Consider the following 16,384-nt stretch of genomic DNA (forward strand, 5'->3'; position numbering starts at 1 on the left):
TGGTTTTTTTTGTCTTTAATTTTATCCTCCAAAGTCATCAAATCTGATATGCTCATCTGGGATACCAAAATCTTCTCCCATTTTTTGAACAGCTTGGTTCATTAATGGTGGTCCACAGAAATACAATTCAATATCTTCTGGAGCATCATGATGGTTTAAGTAGTTATCGATTACACAATTATGTATAAATCCAACGAAACCATCACCAGCTTCATCACTAATATCTTTCTTAACCTTCCAATTATCTTCTTCTAACGGCTCCGAAAGCGCCATATAGAATTTAAAATTAGGGAAGTCTTTTTCTAGTTTTCTAAAATGTTCAATATAAAACAACTCTCTTTTAGAACGTCCTCCATACCAATAGGTTACTTTACGACCAGTTTTAATTGTTCTAAACAAGTGATATAAATGTGAGCGCATTGGAGCCATACCTGCACCACCACCAACATATAGCATTTCACTTTCAGATTCGTTTATAAAGAACTCACCATAAGGACCTGAAATAGTAACTTTATCACCTGGCTTTTGGGCAAAAATATAAGAAGATGCTATACCTGGATTTACATCCATCCATTGGTTCTTGGCTCTATCCCATGGTGGCGTAGCAATACGTACATTCAACATAATTTCTCTACCCTCTGCTGGGTAAGAAGCCATTGAATATGCACGCTCTACAGTTTCAGTATTCTTCATTACTAATGGCCATAATCCAAATTTATCCCATTCAGCCTGAAACTTATCTGCAGTTTCATGCTCTTCAGGGTGTGCTGTAATATCAATATCTGAATATTTTATTTCACATGGTGGAATTTCAATCTGAATATAACCACCTGCTTTATAGTTCATATCCTCCGGAATCTCAACAACAAATTCCTTAATGAAAGATGCTACATTATAATTACGTACAACAGTTGCTTCCCATTTCTTAATTCCAAATACTTCTTCCGGAATTGTAATCTCCATGTCTTGCTTAACTTTAACCTGACAGGCTAAACGTGCACCATGCTTTAATTCTTTTCTCGAAAAGTGTGGTGTTTCCGTTGGTAGAGCTTCTCCTCCACCCGATAATACGTGACACTCACATTGTATACAAGTACCACCTCCACCACAAGCTGATGGTAAGAATACTTTATTACTACCCAAAGTATTTAAAAGTGTACCTCCAGAGGCAACCTCTATTTCTTTTTCACCATTAATAGTAATCTTTACTGGTCCAGATGGTGATAATTTTTGCTTTACGAATAATAACAATGCTACTAATAACAAGGTTACTACCAAAAATGCTGCAACTGTTGTTGCAATAATTCCAAAATCAACTGCTAATACCATACTATTCACTTACTTTGTTTAAGTTATCAGCTAGAGCCTTATCTTCTTCAGACAACTCTATTGTTTGTTCTACTTTTACTGTAGCATCATCTTTTTTCGCCTCTTCATCTCCTCCTGTTAACATACCACCAAAACTCATAAACCCAATTGCCATAAGTCCTGTGATAATAAATGTAATCCCTAAACCTCTTAGAGGTGCTGGTACATTAGAGTATCTTATTTTCTCTCTAATTGCAGCAATGGCCAAAATAGCTAAGAACCAACCAATACCAGAAGCTATACCGTAGTTAAGTGCTAAACCTAAACTTGCAATTTCACGTGATTGCATAAATAAAGAACCACCTAGTATTGCACAGTTTACAGCAATTAAAGGCAAGAAAATACCTAATGAGTTATATAAGGCAGGAGAAAATTTCTCGACAACAATTTCAACTAATTGCACCATAGTAGCGATAGTCGCAATGAACATGATGAATGAAAGGAAACTAAGGTCGTATTCAGCAAACTCAGGGCCTAACCATTCTAATGCACCTGGTTGTAAAATATACTGATCTAATAACCAGTTTAATGGTACCGTTATAGCCAATACAAATATTACTGCCGCACCTAAACCTACTGCAGTACTTACCTTTTTAGAAACAGCAAGGTATGAACACATTCCTAAGAACGTGGCAAATACCATGTTATCTATAAAAATTGATTTAAAAAATAATTCTACGTGTTCCATATATCTTTTATTTGTAGTCCTGCAAAAATCTCAGGACAACATTTTTATTAGTCTTCTATTAATGCTTTGTTTCTACTACGTTGTACCCAAATTATTATTCCGACAACAATTAATGCCATTGGTGATAACAACATAAATCCGTTATTCTCATAACCAATACTGTAAAGTCCAGTTTTTGCTATAGGATCTCCTAATACAGGAATTCCCAATAAAGTACCTGAACCTAATAATTCTCTGAAGAATCCAACGATTATTAGGATTATACCGTAACCTAAGGCATTTCCAATACCATCTAAAAACGATCGCCATAAACCATTACCAAGTGCAAAAGCTTCAAAGCGACCCATAATGATACAGTTTGTAATAATAAGACCTACGAATACTGATAATTCCTTACTCAACTCATAAGCAAATGCTTTCAATACCTGGTCTACAATAATTACCAATGCTGCAACAACTGTTAATTGCACAATGATTCTAATTTTAGAAGGAATGATATTTCTAATAGCAGAAATTACAACATTACCAACACCCATTACAAATAAAACCGAAATGGCCATTACAATAGAAGCCTTTAGCTGCGCAGTAATCGCAAGTGCAGAACATATTCCTAAAACCTGTATAGTAATAGGGTTATTATCCGCTAATGGATCTGTTATTAAAGCTGCGTCTTTTTTTGAAAGTAAACCCATAATTAATTTAATGATTTAAAAAAAGGTACGTACAATGCTAAATCTTTCTTTATCATAGCTGCAACACCATCTCCTGTGATAGTTGCACCTGCTATTGCATCAACCTCGTGATCTGTTTTATCTTTATTAGTTGGATCTGCATTACTCTTAGAAACAGTAACACCTTTAAATTCTCCACTAGTCATTAAATGCTCACCAATAAAATCGTCCATAAAGAAACGTTCTTTGATATTAGCTCCTAATCCTGGAGTTTCACCCTTATGATCAAAATATGCACCTTGGATTACCATATTTTCATCCATAGCTACATAAGCCCATATCGCATCCCATAATCCTTTACCACGTATAGGTGCTATATAGTATGATTTCCCATCCTTAACACCAACGAATAATGGCAATTGTCTAACACCACCTTTTTTAGCTTTATCCTGCTCCTTTTTTACATCAATTAGATAAGCATTATCATCTTCCTTGATATCATTACCATTGGTAATAACCAATTGTTGCTTAATATATTCCTTGAATAATTCTGGAGCCTTATCGGTTGACACGAACGATGCACTATTCTCAGAGTTTTCGTTAACTCCCATTGCGTAGAGAATATTTTGTTGCTTCTCTAGCCTTTTGTTTTCAGTAATTCTCTCTTTTAATGATGAAGCGGTAAATGCCAAAAGTGCACCTACGACTATCACCATTCCAATAGCAAATAAAACTGTATAAATATTTGAATCTGTCTTGTTACTCATAACTATGCTACTTTAGCTTTTAGACGTTTCATTCTGCGCTTAACATTGCCTTGAACAACGTAATGATCAATTGTTGGCGCAAATACATTCATTAATAAGATTGCAAGGAATACTCCTTCTGGATATGCAGGATTAAAAACACGAATCATAATTGATATAAATCCAATTAAGAATCCATAAATCCATTTACCTTTATTTGTTTGTGAAGCTGTCACAGGATCTGTAGCCATATAAACAGCACCAAATAGTATACTTCCTATAATTAAATGTTGCCAGAATGGTACACTCATTAAACCATAAAATTTACTAGATTCTCCAATCCAACCTGCATCTACAACTCCATTGAAAATTAATCCCATTGCTAAGGCACCAACTAAGGTACTTAACATTATTCTCCAACTTCCAATTTTTGTGAATATTAGGAATAGTCCACCTACGATTATTAAAAATTTTGAGGTTTCACCGACTGATCCAGGTATTAATCCCCAGAACATATCCATATAGTCAATGCCAGCCAGAGATGTGTTTTGAGCATAGGCTCCTAAAAGTGTTTCACCCGAAATTGCATCTGGTGTACCTGCGCGTTCAACAGCACCGTGAACCCATACTTTATCACCAGACATCCAAGTTGGGTAAGCAAAGAATAAAAATGCACGTATTGTCAATGCAGGGTTTAAGATGTTCATCCCTGTACCTCCAAATACCTCTTTACCAATTACAACTCCGAAAATTACCGCAACAGCCAACATCCAAAGTGGAATATCTATAGGAACAATTAATGGCACAAGCATTCCCGTTACCAAGTAACCTTCTTCTACTTCGTGGCCTTTTATGATAGCGAATATGAATTCTACAGCTAAACCAACTCCGTAAGACACGGCTACTAATGGTAAAACTTTCAATAAACCAATTACAAGGTTATCCCATGTCCAAAATGAGGCTCCTAGAAACCCGTTTGCAGCATCAATTTCGCCTAATGCCAAATAATGCTGATAACCTGCGTTAAACATCCCGAAAATTAAACATGGAACTAATGCCATGATAACGGTATTCATTGTTCGCTTTAAATCATCGGCTGCCTTAATATGAGTTCCTCCATGGGTTGTCTCATTAGGCATATATAAAAACGTGAAAAGAGCATTAAAACCAGGAAGCCATTTCTTGTCTTTATTCTTTACTTTAAAATTGTGTAAATTTTGTTTTAAACCCATTATCCTATCTCTTTAAGCATTAAGTCTAATCCTTCTCTTATTATTTTTTGATGTGGTTGTTTAGATACGCACACAAATTCTGTAAGTGCAAAATCTTCAGGTGCCACCTCGTACATTCCTAGCGCTTCCATTTCATCTAAATCCTTGTACATACAAGCTTTAAGAATCTGCATTGGGTATATGTCTAAAGGAAAAACTTCTTCATAAGTACCTGTAGTAACAAACGCACGATGCTCACCATTTGTATTTGTATTTAAATCGTACTTTTTCTTTGGGTTCAACCATGAAAAAGTTAATGCTCTTGAAGTAGAAATCTTATTAAATACAGGTTTGTTCCAACCGAAGAATTCATAATCATCTCCTTCTGGAATTACAGTAATAACGTTACTGTAATAATCAAGGTTACCATCTGGAGCAACCTGTTTACCTGATAATACATTTCCTGAAATTATACGGTCATTAGCGCCCTTTTCAACACCATTATCATAAATCATTGTTGAAACCTCAGCACCTATTTTAGTCTTGAAGTATCTTGGTTTTTTAACCGAAGATCCTGCAAATGCAATTACACGCTCTGCATTAAACTTACCAGTTAATAGCAATTCTCCAATAATTACCAAGTCTTGTGCATTTACTGTCCAAGCAACTTCACCTTTATTAATAGGGTTTACCTTATTAATTAGTGTACCTACATTGCCCGAAGGATGTGGTCCGCTTACCTTGTAAATAGATACGTTTTTTAAACCTGCCAAAGGAGAATCTGAATTTTTCCCTATTGAAATATGAACTCCACCATCCGTCAATTTAGCTAAGGCATCTACAGCCGCTTGAAGCTCTACTTCTTTACCCTTTAATGTGAAATCAAGATCAGCAGCCAATGGTGCACTTGCATAACCAGAAATAAAAATCGCTTTTGGCGAATTCTCTGGATTTGCAACAACATCGTAAGGTCTTTGTTTAATAAATGCCCAACAGCCTGATTCTAGCAAATGTGCTTTTACTTTATCTGCATCACTAGATAAATCAAACTTTCCATGCTCTACATAACTTTGCTCTTTATCAGCAGTTATTTTAATAGCATCAATTCGTCTCCTTGGTCCACGTTGTACCTCTGTTATCTCTCCAGAAACAGGAGATACAAATTTCATCGCCTCTATATCCTTATTATAAAATAAGGTTTCACCTGCCTTAACACGTGTTCCTTCTTTTGCAACAAGTTTTGGGATGATACTGTGGAAATCTTCAGGTCTGACTGAGTAAAAGTTGCTAATTATAGCATTTTCTGTAGCTTTTTCGGCTTCGCCTACCAGCTTTATGTCTAAACCTTTCTTAATTCTGATGTCTTTTGACATAAATATTAACGATTAGTTATCTAAAAATCCGTGCAAATTTACGAATTAATGATTAAAAATATTTCATTCTAAAACATCTTTTTTATTTATAGTGATTATAAATAACTTAAATATATGATAGGCACAGATTTTGATTATCTTTAAACTCTGAATTAACATTTACATGATAAATAAGGCATATTCCCTTTTATTTCTTTTGATTTTACCATTTATATTGACTGGACAGGTGGAAGAAGTTAGTCCTCCGGATTTTATAAAAACCATAAAATTTAAAAGTAATACTACACAAGGACAACTTCCTATTTTACAACTTGGGGAGCCTTTAGTATTAGAATTTGATGCACTTAATGCAAACGAAGAGGATTTTTATTATGTAATTGAACATTTTAATTATGACTGGACCCCTTCAGTACTTGCAAAAGCTGAATATTTGCGTGGTTTGGACAATCAAAGAATCTTAGAATATTACAATTCCTTCAATACATATCAAGTTTATTCACATTACAAATTACAGATTCCCAATATTCAAACACGTGCTATTCTTAAAACCGGAAACTATATGATTTCCATTTATGATGATTATGACGAATTGATGTTTAGCAGAAAATTTATGGTTTATGAAGACCTTGTTAATGTTGGCGTTAATGTAAAGCGATCAAGAGATGTGAAATACGTTGCACAAAAGCAATCTGTTGATATGACAATTTCAACCAATAGTATCAATTTTAATAACCCTCTTGAAACCATTAACACTGTAATTATTCAAAACAATAATTTAAATTCTTCAATCTCAGGATTAAGACCGCAATATACTTTAGGCAATAGGCTAATTTATAAATACGTTGACGAGTCGGCCTTTTGGGGAGGAAATGAATATCTCTTTTTTGAGAATAAAGATGCTAGGGCTGCAAATGTTGGCGTTCAGTTTATTGATCTAAAAGACATCTATCACAGTTATTTATTTACCAATATTGCCAGGTACGATAGACCATACACTTACAATCCTGACATTAATGGTAATTTTCAGATTACTGCAATAGACCGAAGCGATGTTGATGTTGAGGCAGATTATACGATGGTTCACTTTTCCTTGTTGTACGAGGAATTAATGGATAAAGACATTCATGTTTATGGAAATTTTAATGCCTTTGCCATAGAACCTTTAACTAAGCTTTACTATAACCGTGAGAGTGGCAAATATGAAGGGATGCTTAGGCTAAAACAAGGGTTTTATAATTACAAATTTGTTGCACTTGATAAGAGAACCAACGAGTTAGACGAAGGGTTTATAAGTGGCAATTTTTGGCAAACAGAAAACAACTACAAGGTACTAGTCTACTATAGGGATTTAGGTGCTAGGTACGACAAGTTAATTGGTTATGGTGAAGCAAGTTCTGTTAATATTTCAAATTAGAAGTCTAAACTTCTAAATTTTTATTTGATAAATTTTCAATTATCTTTCAAATCGACAAATAATCTTTTGAAATGCAAAATGATATTGCCCTATTTTCTGAATTATGTGATGAGCTTTTCAATGCAGAACAAAATCAACCCGTTGCAGAGCATCTTGCTACAACTAATCTTTACAAAGAGCTAGATTTAACACTTAATGAAGAGGGTGTAATTGATGATGAATTAAAGCGAGTGTTAAAAGATATTATTTCAAAGACTCCAAAAACTGCATCAAGAAATTTTTTCAATCAACTTTTTGGTGGTAGAATAGGCAAAGCAACTTTAGGAGATTTATTATCGGTTATGTTTAACAACAGCATGTATACCTATAAGGTTGCAGGCCCACAAGTTGGAGTTGAAAAACAAGTTCTTAAAAACATATGTAAACTCGCAGGTTATAGCGAAGACAGCAACGGCACGTTCGCTCCAGGAGGTTCAATGAGTAATATGATGGCTTTGATAATGGCCAGAGACTTCAAAAACGAATCAATTAGAACCCTTGGGTTACAACAATCCATGACCTTATACACAAGCAATGAATCTCATTATTCTATATCAAAAAATGCAGCATTAACAGGTATCGGCAGAAATCAGGTCAGGTATGTCAATACCAATGAAAAAGGTGAAATGCTAAGCGACCATCTTGAAGAATTAATTAAGAACGATCTTAAGGACAATTACATTCCATTTTTTGTAAATGCTACAGCAGGCACCACTGTTTTAGGTGCTTTTGATGATATTCATACTATCAGCAAGGTATGTAAGAAATATAATTTGTGGTTGCATGTAGATGGTGCTTATTGCGGAGGTGTTATTTTCAGTAAAAAGTATAAACATTTGATAAGTGGATTGGAGTACTCAGATTCTTTTAGTGTAAATGCACATAAAATGCTGGGAACACCCTTGAGTTGTTCAATAATTGTTACACAAAACAAAGCACAGTTACATCATTCATTTTCAAACGAGGCTGATTACTTATACCAAACGGATGGTGATGATTTCAATTTGGGCAAAACATCATTACAATGCGGCAGAAGAAATGATGCACTTAAAATATGGACGCTTTGGAAATCTGTTGGTACATTGGGTTTAGAAAAAATAGTAGATAAACAATTTGAACTTGCTCAATATGCAAGAGACTATATTTTAAGAAATAATAATTACAAACTTTATAGCTTTAAGGACTCCATTTCTGTTTGCTTTAATTATAAAGATATATCTGCCAAAGAATTATGTACTTCATTATACGAAAATTCAGACTTGATGGTTGGGTTTGGCAAACATAATGATGTAGAATTTGTAAGAATGGTTACTATAAATACGACTTTACAAAAACCTGATATTGACAACTTTTTTGAAACATTAGAGCGACATGTTTCTGAAAAATTGTTAAAAAAACCTGTCAGTTAGCCTAAAATAAAGGCTTCATTCAAAAAATATCTTATTTTAGCGTATTCTTTTCCCGAGAACTATGGTACAACAAGTCACAAGTGGCATAAAGATTTCAGTCGAAACTAATTTCGAAGGAACATTTTATAAAAATTATAAAGTGCACTTTGCCTTTGGTTATAAGGTGACTATTGAAAATCAAAGTAAAGATTCTGTACAGTTAAATTCTAGGTACTGGAAAATACTTGATGCTCTTAACAATGAAGAGATTATTGAAGGCGAAGGTGTAATTGGTAAAAAACCTGTACTTAAGCCTGGAGAATCTCATACTTACAACTCTGGTTGTTTATTATCCTCTCCATTTGGTGCTATGCAAGGACACTATAACATGGTAAATTTCACAAAGGCAAGCAAATTCAAAGTATATATCCCTGCCTTTAAGTTAAGTGCACCTTTTGCACTTAACTAAGATTTAAAATCTTTTAAATATTCAAATTTATAAAGACTTTCATTTTGTTCTATATGAAAGAAAGCACAATTAGAATAATGTACAAATTGGTATTCTGAATTAATATTAAATGAAGTGTCGTCTATTTGATAAATTGCATCACAATCAATGTTACCATACGGTGAAATCCTTCTATATCTAAATTCTTTATAGTGATCCAAATCATAAATCTCAAACCACGCTCCAGCAGCAATTCCACTTAACCACTGCGCATGTTCTAAAACAACATTGTTTTTTTGTGGTAACATTGTACCTGCCAAACTTGGCTTGTAACCATTTAAAGTATCTAAGAATAGACGTCTATTTTCTTTACTAACACTAGATTGGAACTCTCTGATATCTCCACTTTCATTTAAGAGGTATATATGATTTTCCGTATCGGCAATTACAACATTGCCTATTGTACTTGGCGTAAACCATTTAGACCGTTTTAACCGTTTTTTAATTTTTAAATCCGTCACTGATGCAATAAGAGCATCTGTCACAAAACGAGCACAATTGCAAGCATCTTTAATAAAAGCAGCATATCTAATTAGACCTGTAGACTGCATAATATCAATATGCTTTCTTGCTAATTCATAATTTACAGCATTACAAACCGATGCATACAAATGGCCTTCGCCATGTGTTAACTTTGGGTTAGTTGCCAAAAACTTTAGTATTGCCTCCAAGTTAACAATTTGATCATTTTCAATTTGTGCCTTGAGGGGAAAGTGAAGTTCAAAATCGGTTTGCCTACCTCTTACTCGACCATTGGGTTCCGAGGTTATATAACGGCCAAAGTCATGATATTCTAACTCACCGGAGATTTTATCAATTAAAACTAATGCTGCATGACCTGCTCTTACATGGTTTTTGTTACCAATAAATGCATACCGCAAATACTTAGAATACCACTCATCTGCATGAGAAACAATAGTTTCAGGGTATGCTAAGGTTAAAATAAAGGCATTGTTTTTAACTCCCAAATCGATTTTATTTTTCGATGGGCAACTTACAAAAAATAATAATGTCTCATTATGATTTCTATAACGTTTCAAATCATAAAACCAAGGATAAAAATCGTAACTTTGCACTTTCAAAAAATTCAAAAACAAAAAATCAATTTAAATCATGGGAAAAGGTATCTTTAATGTTCCTATTGCAGTTAACGAACCCGTTAAATCTTATGCACCAGGATCACCTGAACGCGATGCTGTTTTAAAGGCATACAAAACAATGATCAACAGCAAAGTTGAAGTTCCTTTATATATTAATGGTGAGGATATTAAAACTGGTAATACCAGAACAATGTCTCCTCCTCACGACCATCAACATGTCGTTGGAGAGTATCATTTAGCAGAACAAAAGCATGTAGAAGATGCGATTTCCACAGCTTTAGAAGCACGTAAAACGTGGTCTCAAATGCCTTGGGAACAACGTGCTGGGATTTTCCTAAAAGCTGCTGAATTAATTGCTGGACCATACCGAGCAAAAATTAATGCAGCGACTATGATTGCTCAATCAAAAACAATTCATCAAGCAGAAATTGATGCAGCTTGTGAATTTATAGATTTCTTAAGGTTCAATGTTCAGTTTATGACTGACATATACATGGAACAACCAGAAAGTACAAGTGATGCATGGAACAGAGTTGAATATAGACCCCTAGAAGGATTTACCTATGCTGTAACACCATTTAACTTTACGGCAATTGCTGGTAATTTACCGGCATGTATGGCATTAATGGGTAATGCAGTGGTTTGGAAACCAAGTGACAGCCAAGTTTATTCGGCTAAAGTAATAATGGATGTATTTAAAGAGGCTGGTGTACCAGAAGGAGTTATCAATGTTGTTTTTGGTGATCCTGTAATGATTACAAATACAGTACTTTCAAATCCAGATTTTTCTGGTCTCCATTTTACTGGATCTACATTTATCTTCAAAGAATTATGGAAACAAATTGGAGAGAATATTCACAACTATAAGACTTACCCAAGAATTGTAGGGGAAACGGGAGGTAAAGATTTCATCATTGCACATAAATCTGCAAATGCAAAACAAGTAGCTACCGCAATATCTCGTGGTGCATTTGAATTTCAGGGACAAAAGTGTAGTGCAGCATCAAGAGCATATATACCTAAAAGTTTATGGAATGATGTAAAGCAATACTTGTTAGATGATATAAAATCATTTAAAATGGGTTCACCAGAAGATATGAGTAATTTCATTACTGCGGTAATTCACGAAGGTTCTTTTGACAAATTAGCCAAATACATAGATCAGGCTAAAGCAGATTCTGATGCTGAAATAATTGCAGGTGGTGGATGTGATAAATCCAAAGGGTATTTTATCGAACCAACTGTAGTGGTAACAACTGACCCTAAATATACAACGATGTGTACGGAATTGTTTGGACCTGTAATTACTATTTATATTTATGAAGATGATGCCTATTCCGCTACTTTAAAACTTGTAGACGAAACAAGTGAATATGCATTGACAGGAGCTGTATTATCCACATGTAGATATGCTATAGACGAAGCTACAAAAGCTCTTCAAAACTCTGCCGGTAATTTCTATATAAATGATAAACCAACAGGTGCTGTGGTTGGCCAGCAACCATTTGGAGGAGCAAGAGCATCAGGCACTAATGATAAAGCTGGTAGTGCTCAAAACTTATTGCGTTGGGTGTCTCCTAGGTTGATAAAAGAAACATTTGTAACACCAACGGACTACAGGTATCCATTTTTAGGGTAACTTAAGTAGACATTATTACTTAATACAAAGTATTTTACGCAACAAAAAAAAGACCTGTAAAAATTTACAGGTCTTTTTTAATATTCAAATTTACTTTCTTAGTCTAATTCTTCTATAGTTTGAGTATCTCCAAAGTTTGCTGATCTCACATTATATGCTGCATTAGTATTACCGTTTACAACAAAAGCAACAACGGTCATTTTAGAAGTGTTTGACACATTAGACGGTACTGACACAGAAAAGTTTGTAGAATAAACATTTCCTTCAGCAACCTGATCAGCAGGTATTGTATCACCTAATAAATCTGTCAAAACATCTCTTAAAACATGATCGTGCTCAAAGTTTGAAATTACGCTACCACCACCATAATAACTTGTATAATTAACCTGATCATAGATTAAATCATCCTCTAAAATATAGACTACTAGTTTTGCATTTGTTGTTGATAAAAGACCAAACTTAATATCAACATCAACTGATATAGTATTGCCATCTAATGTTGGCGATAAAGCAAGTCCCAAATCTGCATCAGAATTAGTCAACCCAACTACCTGACTAACATTACTTGGTTCTGGATAAGCCCACTCCGTAGTTCTGTTTAACATTGCTGTTGGATATCCAGATAGATTAATCATATTCTCCAATGCACCTGCACTAAAATTGTATGGATCATGATTATTACCGTTAGGATCTGTGTTACCTCTATGGATTGCTACTGTAACCGCTCTGTCTGTTGCTAGATTTACTTGTTCAATACCGTAAGATACTCTTGGACAATAACCGCACCACGTACCAGTGTAGTCTTCAATTAATACATTTTGCGCAAACTTTACAGGTGGTTCTAATACTGTAACTTGAAGCGTATTACTTGTCATTCCACCATAAGTTGCAACAAAATTTAAAACACCTGGTGCTTGAGTTGTATAGATATTTCCACCTATATCTTCACCGTTTAAAGTTATCGTTGCTGAGTTAGTTACAACTTCACTGTTGTTTCCTTTTACGTCAAAGAAAATCAAATCCCCAGCATAAACATCTGAATCAAATTTCAAAGATATAGTTATACTTGTTATTGCATTGGTATCACCTCCATCAGAGTCATCATTTCCATCACTACCACAACTGGTAAAAACTAAAGCTAATGCAAAAAATAAGGATTTAAAAAGATAATTAATTTTCATGATTTAGAGATTATTTATATTAATTGAAGCCCAAATATAATATATTTTAAATCTTTTGGTATTATTATTGTATAATTGCCAAAAATAAGAACAAATTACAATCAATATGAAGCGTACTTTCCTTCTAATCTTACTATTTACTATTTCATTATCATATGCTCAGGACATTCCAAATGTCATCTTAAAAAATTTAGAGAATGAATCAGTATCAATTCAAAAACTGGCAAATTCCAACGATATAAAAATCTTTAGTTTTTGGGCGACTTGGTGTGTACCTTGTATTAATGAATTAGATGCTATTGCCGATGTTTATGAAGAATGGCAAGATGAAACCAATGTAGAACTTATAGCGATTTCTACTGATGATGCAAGAACTAAAAAAAGAGTAATTCCGCTTGTTAATGGAAAGGATTGGGAATATCAAATACTAATTGATGATAACCAAGATCTAAAACGTGCATTAAATATCAATGTCTTGCCTTATATAATGGTAGTAAAAAATGGCGAAATTGTTCACACCAGAACAGGATATACACCTGGTAGTGAAGATGAACTCTACGAAGTTGTCAAGGAAAATGCCAAATTATAAAAGCTAATTGCGATAACCAGATTAAATAAACTCACACATGAGAAAATTAATATTGTTATTGATTTTTTGTTTGTCATTAAATCAAGCTTCTGCTCAGTTATTAGATAATTTAAGATTAGGACTAGAATCTAATATGGCTTGGTATAATGATGATAAGAGAACAGGTGCCTTTTTTGATGAAGAAAATAATGATGGTGACGAGCACGTTAGAGTAAATTCTTATTTGAAATTAGATTACGATTTTCTAAAAAATTTCACTGCTACAGTTCAGATAGAATCTTATGAACCATTAGCATTATTGAATTATTCACCAAACTTTGAAGGTACTAATTTTGGTATATACTCTTTAAACTATAAAAGCAATAAACTTGAAGCAAGCGCAGGTCATTACTATGAGCAATTTGGTAGCGGAATGATTCTGAGAAACTGGGAAGATCGGCAACTAGGATTAAACAATGCACTTTTGGGTGGACGAATGAAATATATGCCTCTAGACTTTTTAGCACTTACCGCCTTGTACGGTAAACAACGTGTAGGTTTTGAAACAGCAGATAGCGATATTTTTGGATTTAATACCGAACTAGACTTATCTAACATATTCAATTTTGAAAACTCATCATTAAATCTAGGTTTTAGTTATGTGGGTAGAAATGAAACAGCAGATAGCGAGGATCCAAATTTTGATGATTTAACCAATGCTTTTTCTGGCCGTATTGATTTTACTGAAGGTAATTTTTACGCGAATGCAGAATATGTCACAAAAACTGATGATGTGGCTGTGATCGCAGGTCAGCTCATTGATAACTTTGTTAATCCCGGTAACGCATTATTGTTAAATACTGGTTTTTCTCAAAAGGGATTTGGTATTGACGCTACTTTTAGGAGATTAGAAAATATGGGATTCTACTCTGAGCGTGAAAAGACAGGAAATGTATTTTTAGAAAACAATATCAACTTTACACCTGCTTTAACCAAACAACACGATTATTTATTGACAAATATATTTGTTTATCAAGCTCAATCACAGGTTGTTTTTGCTGATCCACAACTAATGGAAGCTGGTGAAATTGGTGGGCAAGTAGATTTGTTCTATAATATTAAAAAAGGGACTAGCTTAGGTGGTAAATACGGTACCAAATTAGCCTTTAATGCATCTTACTGGGCTGGTTTAAAAGGAGATTATGATTATAATAATTTATCTTATGACGTTGATTATTTTGGCTTTGGTGAGAAGTATTTCTCTGATATAAGTTTGGAAATCAGAAAAAAATGGAATAAAAAAGTTAATTCCATTTTCTATTATGTCAATCAGTATTATAATCAAAGAACCATAGAAGACAACTTTTCCGGAGAACAGATTAAAACAAATATTGTTGTTGGTGAGACTATTTACAAATTTGGTAGGATTGGGCAATCAGTACGTTTAGAATTTCAAAAGCTCTGGTCTAATTCTGACAATCATGATTGGATTGGAGGTACTTTTGAATATAACGTCAGTCCAAGACTATCGTTTTATGTCAATGATATTTATAACAGTGGAATGGATAGCAGTACTTCCGAAAACCATTACTACAATTTTGGCGGAAGTTATAATAAGGGGACAACACGCTTCTCGTTAAATTACGGAAGGCAACGTGCAGGATTGGTATGTGTTGGTGGTGTTTGCCGTTTTGTACCTGAGGCTACAGGTCTGTCAGCAAGTTTATTAATGTCTTTTTAAAGATTAAGCTTATTTAAATTTTAAAGGTAAATAAATCACCTTCTTTGTCTTGAAAAAATCTTCTTCAAAATAATCAGACAATAAATAAGCTTTGACGTTAGTATACTGCTTTAATTCATCAGTCAAGTCTCCTCCTTTTAAGTAGAGAATTCCATTTTTCAAGCTGTTCTTTTGTTTTTTGGCTATTTTACCTTTTACCCATTTGGTAAATTCCGGCATTGCGGTCACAGCTCTACTAACTATAAAATCATAAGTTTCGTCAATGGCTTCTACCCTACTATGCGTGGTTCTTATATTTTTTAATTCAATCGCTTCTGCAATCGCATCGATAACTTTTAGTTTCTTATTAATACTATCTACAAGATGAAACTGGCAATTAGGAAATAAAATAGCTAATGGTACACCAGGAAATCCACCTCCAGTTCCAACATCTAAAATTGATGTTTTATCTTTAAATTCAATAACTTTTGCAATGCCAAGTGAGTGCAAAACATGCTTTAAATACAATTCATCGATATCCTTTCTCGAAACAACATTTATCTTTGAATTCCAGTCTTTATATAATGCCTCCAAAGCCTCAAATTGTTGAATCTGAGAGTCGGATAAATGAGGAAAGTATTTTAATATTAATTCCACTTTATTGATTTTTGGCAAAAATACATTTTTTTACTTTGGATAAAATTAACGTTTAAGGATAATGGTTGGTTTTAATTATTATTTATCTTTGACGAGTTTTAATGCAGTTTAAC

General features: G+C 33.9%; 15 protein-coding genes. 6 read left to right on the top strand and 9 right to left on the bottom strand.

Annotated features, from left to right (window positions below):
* Nucleotides 1-21: 21 nt before the first annotated feature.
* The 6 genes from nqrF to LBV24_RS01305 are packed head-to-tail and all read right to left on the bottom strand — an operon-like array spanning nucleotide 22 to nucleotide 6,057.
* On the bottom strand, nucleotides 22-1,329 hold the full coding sequence (gene nqrF, locus LBV24_RS01280; protein ID WP_224476797.1) for an NADH:ubiquinone reductase (Na(+)-transporting) subunit F: 1,308 nt from the start codon (nucleotides 1,327-1,329) through the stop codon (nucleotides 22-24).
* Between the two features lies 1 nt (nucleotide 1,330).
* Nucleotides 1,331-2,056, bottom strand: coding sequence for an NADH:ubiquinone reductase (Na(+)-transporting) subunit E (nqrE, locus tag LBV24_RS01285; RefSeq protein ID WP_224476798.1), 726 nt, complete (start codon nucleotides 2,054-2,056; stop codon nucleotides 1,331-1,333).
* 47 nt (nucleotides 2,057-2,103) lie between these two features.
* A complete protein-coding gene (locus LBV24_RS01290) occupies nucleotides 2,104-2,748 on the bottom strand; it encodes an NADH:ubiquinone reductase (Na(+)-transporting) subunit D (protein ID WP_224476799.1) in 645 nt (214 codons plus the stop codon).
* Nucleotides 2,749-2,750: 2 nt separating this feature from the next.
* Nucleotides 2,751-3,494 (bottom strand): Na(+)-translocating NADH-quinone reductase subunit C, encoded by a 744-nt coding sequence (locus tag LBV24_RS01295; RefSeq protein ID WP_224476800.1) that lies wholly within the window; start codon nucleotides 3,492-3,494, stop codon nucleotides 2,751-2,753.
* A 2-nt stretch (nucleotides 3,495-3,496) separates the two neighbouring features.
* The gene (locus LBV24_RS01300; RefSeq protein ID WP_224476801.1) at nucleotides 3,497-4,705 is read right to left on the bottom strand and encodes an NADH:ubiquinone reductase (Na(+)-transporting) subunit B; all 1,209 of its coding nucleotides are present in this window, start codon (nucleotides 4,703-4,705) and stop codon (nucleotides 3,497-3,499) included.
* Nucleotides 4,705-6,057: a Na(+)-translocating NADH-quinone reductase subunit A gene (locus tag LBV24_RS01305; RefSeq protein WP_224476802.1), complete on the bottom strand. Its 1,353-nt coding sequence runs from the start codon at nucleotides 6,055-6,057 to the stop codon at nucleotides 4,705-4,707. Before LBV24_RS01305 ends, LBV24_RS01300 begins: the two co-directional genes overlap by 1 nt.
* A 163-nt stretch (nucleotides 6,058-6,220) precedes the next feature.
* On the opposite strand from LBV24_RS01305, the gene LBV24_RS01310 reads away from it, so the two are divergent.
* From LBV24_RS01310 to apaG, 3 genes are all read left to right on the top strand, one after another.
* Nucleotides 6,221-7,471, top strand: coding sequence for a type IX secretion system plug protein (locus tag LBV24_RS01310; RefSeq protein ID WP_224476803.1), 1,251 nt, complete (start codon nucleotides 6,221-6,223; stop codon nucleotides 7,469-7,471).
* Between the two features lie 71 nt (nucleotides 7,472-7,542).
* Complete coding sequence (locus LBV24_RS01315) at nucleotides 7,543-8,919, top strand: pyridoxal phosphate-dependent decarboxylase family protein (RefSeq protein WP_224476804.1); 1,377 nt, start codon at nucleotides 7,543-7,545, stop codon at nucleotides 8,917-8,919.
* Nucleotides 8,920-8,980: 61 nt separating this feature from the next.
* Nucleotides 8,981-9,367 (top strand): Co2+/Mg2+ efflux protein ApaG, encoded by a 387-nt coding sequence (apaG, locus tag LBV24_RS01320; protein WP_224476805.1) that lies wholly within the window; start codon nucleotides 8,981-8,983, stop codon nucleotides 9,365-9,367.
* Here apaG and LBV24_RS01325 read toward each other — a convergent pair.
* A complete protein-coding gene (locus tag LBV24_RS01325) occupies nucleotides 9,364-10,374 on the bottom strand; it encodes a DUF6695 family protein (RefSeq protein ID WP_224476806.1) in 1,011 nt (336 codons plus the stop codon). The genes apaG and LBV24_RS01325 overlap by 4 nt on opposite strands.
* A gap of 145 nt (nucleotides 10,375-10,519) precedes the next feature.
* Between LBV24_RS01325 and pruA the strand changes: the two genes are divergently transcribed.
* Nucleotides 10,520-12,145: an L-glutamate gamma-semialdehyde dehydrogenase gene (pruA, locus tag LBV24_RS01330; protein ID WP_224476807.1), complete on the top strand. Its 1,626-nt coding sequence runs from the start codon at nucleotides 10,520-10,522 to the stop codon at nucleotides 12,143-12,145.
* A gap of 98 nt (nucleotides 12,146-12,243) precedes the next feature.
* Here pruA and LBV24_RS01335 read toward each other — a convergent pair whose 3' ends face one another.
* On the bottom strand, nucleotides 12,244-13,326 hold the full coding sequence (locus tag LBV24_RS01335) for an Omp28-related outer membrane protein (protein WP_224476808.1): 1,083 nt from the start codon (nucleotides 13,324-13,326) through the stop codon (nucleotides 12,244-12,246).
* A 106-nt stretch (nucleotides 13,327-13,432) separates the two neighbouring features.
* Between LBV24_RS01335 and LBV24_RS01340 the strand changes: the two genes are divergently transcribed.
* Complete coding sequence (locus tag LBV24_RS01340; protein ID WP_224476809.1) at nucleotides 13,433-13,915, top strand: TlpA family protein disulfide reductase; 483 nt, start codon at nucleotides 13,433-13,435, stop codon at nucleotides 13,913-13,915.
* 37 nt (nucleotides 13,916-13,952) lie between these two features.
* Nucleotides 13,953-15,635 carry a DUF6029 family protein gene (locus LBV24_RS01345; protein WP_224476810.1) on the top strand — a complete coding sequence of 561 codons (1,683 nt, stop codon included), beginning with the start codon at nucleotides 13,953-13,955 and terminating at the stop codon, nucleotides 15,633-15,635.
* A gap of 9 nt (nucleotides 15,636-15,644) precedes the next feature.
* Here LBV24_RS01345 and rsmG read toward each other — a convergent pair whose 3' ends face one another.
* Entirely contained in the window at nucleotides 15,645-16,271 is a 627-nt protein-coding gene (rsmG, locus tag LBV24_RS01350; protein WP_224477149.1) for a 16S rRNA (guanine(527)-N(7))-methyltransferase RsmG, read from the bottom strand.
* Between the last annotated feature and the right edge of the window lie 113 nt (nucleotides 16,272-16,384).

It is taken from the genome of Winogradskyella vincentii, from assembly GCF_020166345.1.
Taxonomy (GTDB): domain Bacteria; phylum Bacteroidota; class Bacteroidia; order Flavobacteriales; family Flavobacteriaceae; genus Winogradskyella; species Winogradskyella vincentii.

Excerpts from the sequence above, each read along its gene's own strand:
- LBV24_RS01335 (WP_224476808.1), bottom strand. The coding sequence starts at position 13,326 with ATGAAAATTAATTATCTTTTTAAATCCTTATTTTTTGCATTAGCTTTA.
- pruA (WP_224476807.1), top strand. The coding sequence starts at position 10,520 with ATGGGAAAAGGTATCTTTAATGTTCCTATTGCAGTTAACGAACCCGTT.
- nqrF (WP_224476797.1), bottom strand. The coding sequence starts at position 1,329 with ATGGTATTAGCAGTTGATTTTGGAATTATTGCAACAACAGTTGCAGCA.
- LBV24_RS01310 (WP_224476803.1), top strand. The coding sequence starts at position 6,221 with ATGATAAATAAGGCATATTCCCTTTTATTTCTTTTGATTTTACCATTT.
- nqrE (WP_224476798.1), bottom strand. The coding sequence starts at position 2,056 with ATGGAACACGTAGAATTATTTTTTAAATCAATTTTTATAGATAACATG.
- LBV24_RS01315 (WP_224476804.1), top strand. The coding sequence starts at position 7,543 with ATGCAAAATGATATTGCCCTATTTTCTGAATTATGTGATGAGCTTTTC.
- LBV24_RS01300 (WP_224476801.1), bottom strand. The coding sequence starts at position 4,705 with ATGGGTTTAAAACAAAATTTACACAATTTTAAAGTAAAGAATAAAGAC.
- LBV24_RS01340 (WP_224476809.1), top strand. The coding sequence starts at position 13,433 with ATGAAGCGTACTTTCCTTCTAATCTTACTATTTACTATTTCATTATCA.
- LBV24_RS01305 (WP_224476802.1), bottom strand. The coding sequence starts at position 6,057 with ATGTCAAAAGACATCAGAATTAAGAAAGGTTTAGACATAAAGCTGGTA.
- LBV24_RS01290 (WP_224476799.1), bottom strand. The coding sequence starts at position 2,748 with ATGGGTTTACTTTCAAAAAAAGACGCAGCTTTAATAACAGATCCATTA.
- LBV24_RS01295 (WP_224476800.1), bottom strand. The coding sequence starts at position 3,494 with ATGAGTAACAAGACAGATTCAAATATTTATACAGTTTTATTTGCTATT.
- apaG (WP_224476805.1), top strand. The coding sequence starts at position 8,981 with ATGGTACAACAAGTCACAAGTGGCATAAAGATTTCAGTCGAAACTAAT.
- LBV24_RS01345 (WP_224476810.1), top strand. The coding sequence starts at position 13,953 with ATGAGAAAATTAATATTGTTATTGATTTTTTGTTTGTCATTAAATCAA.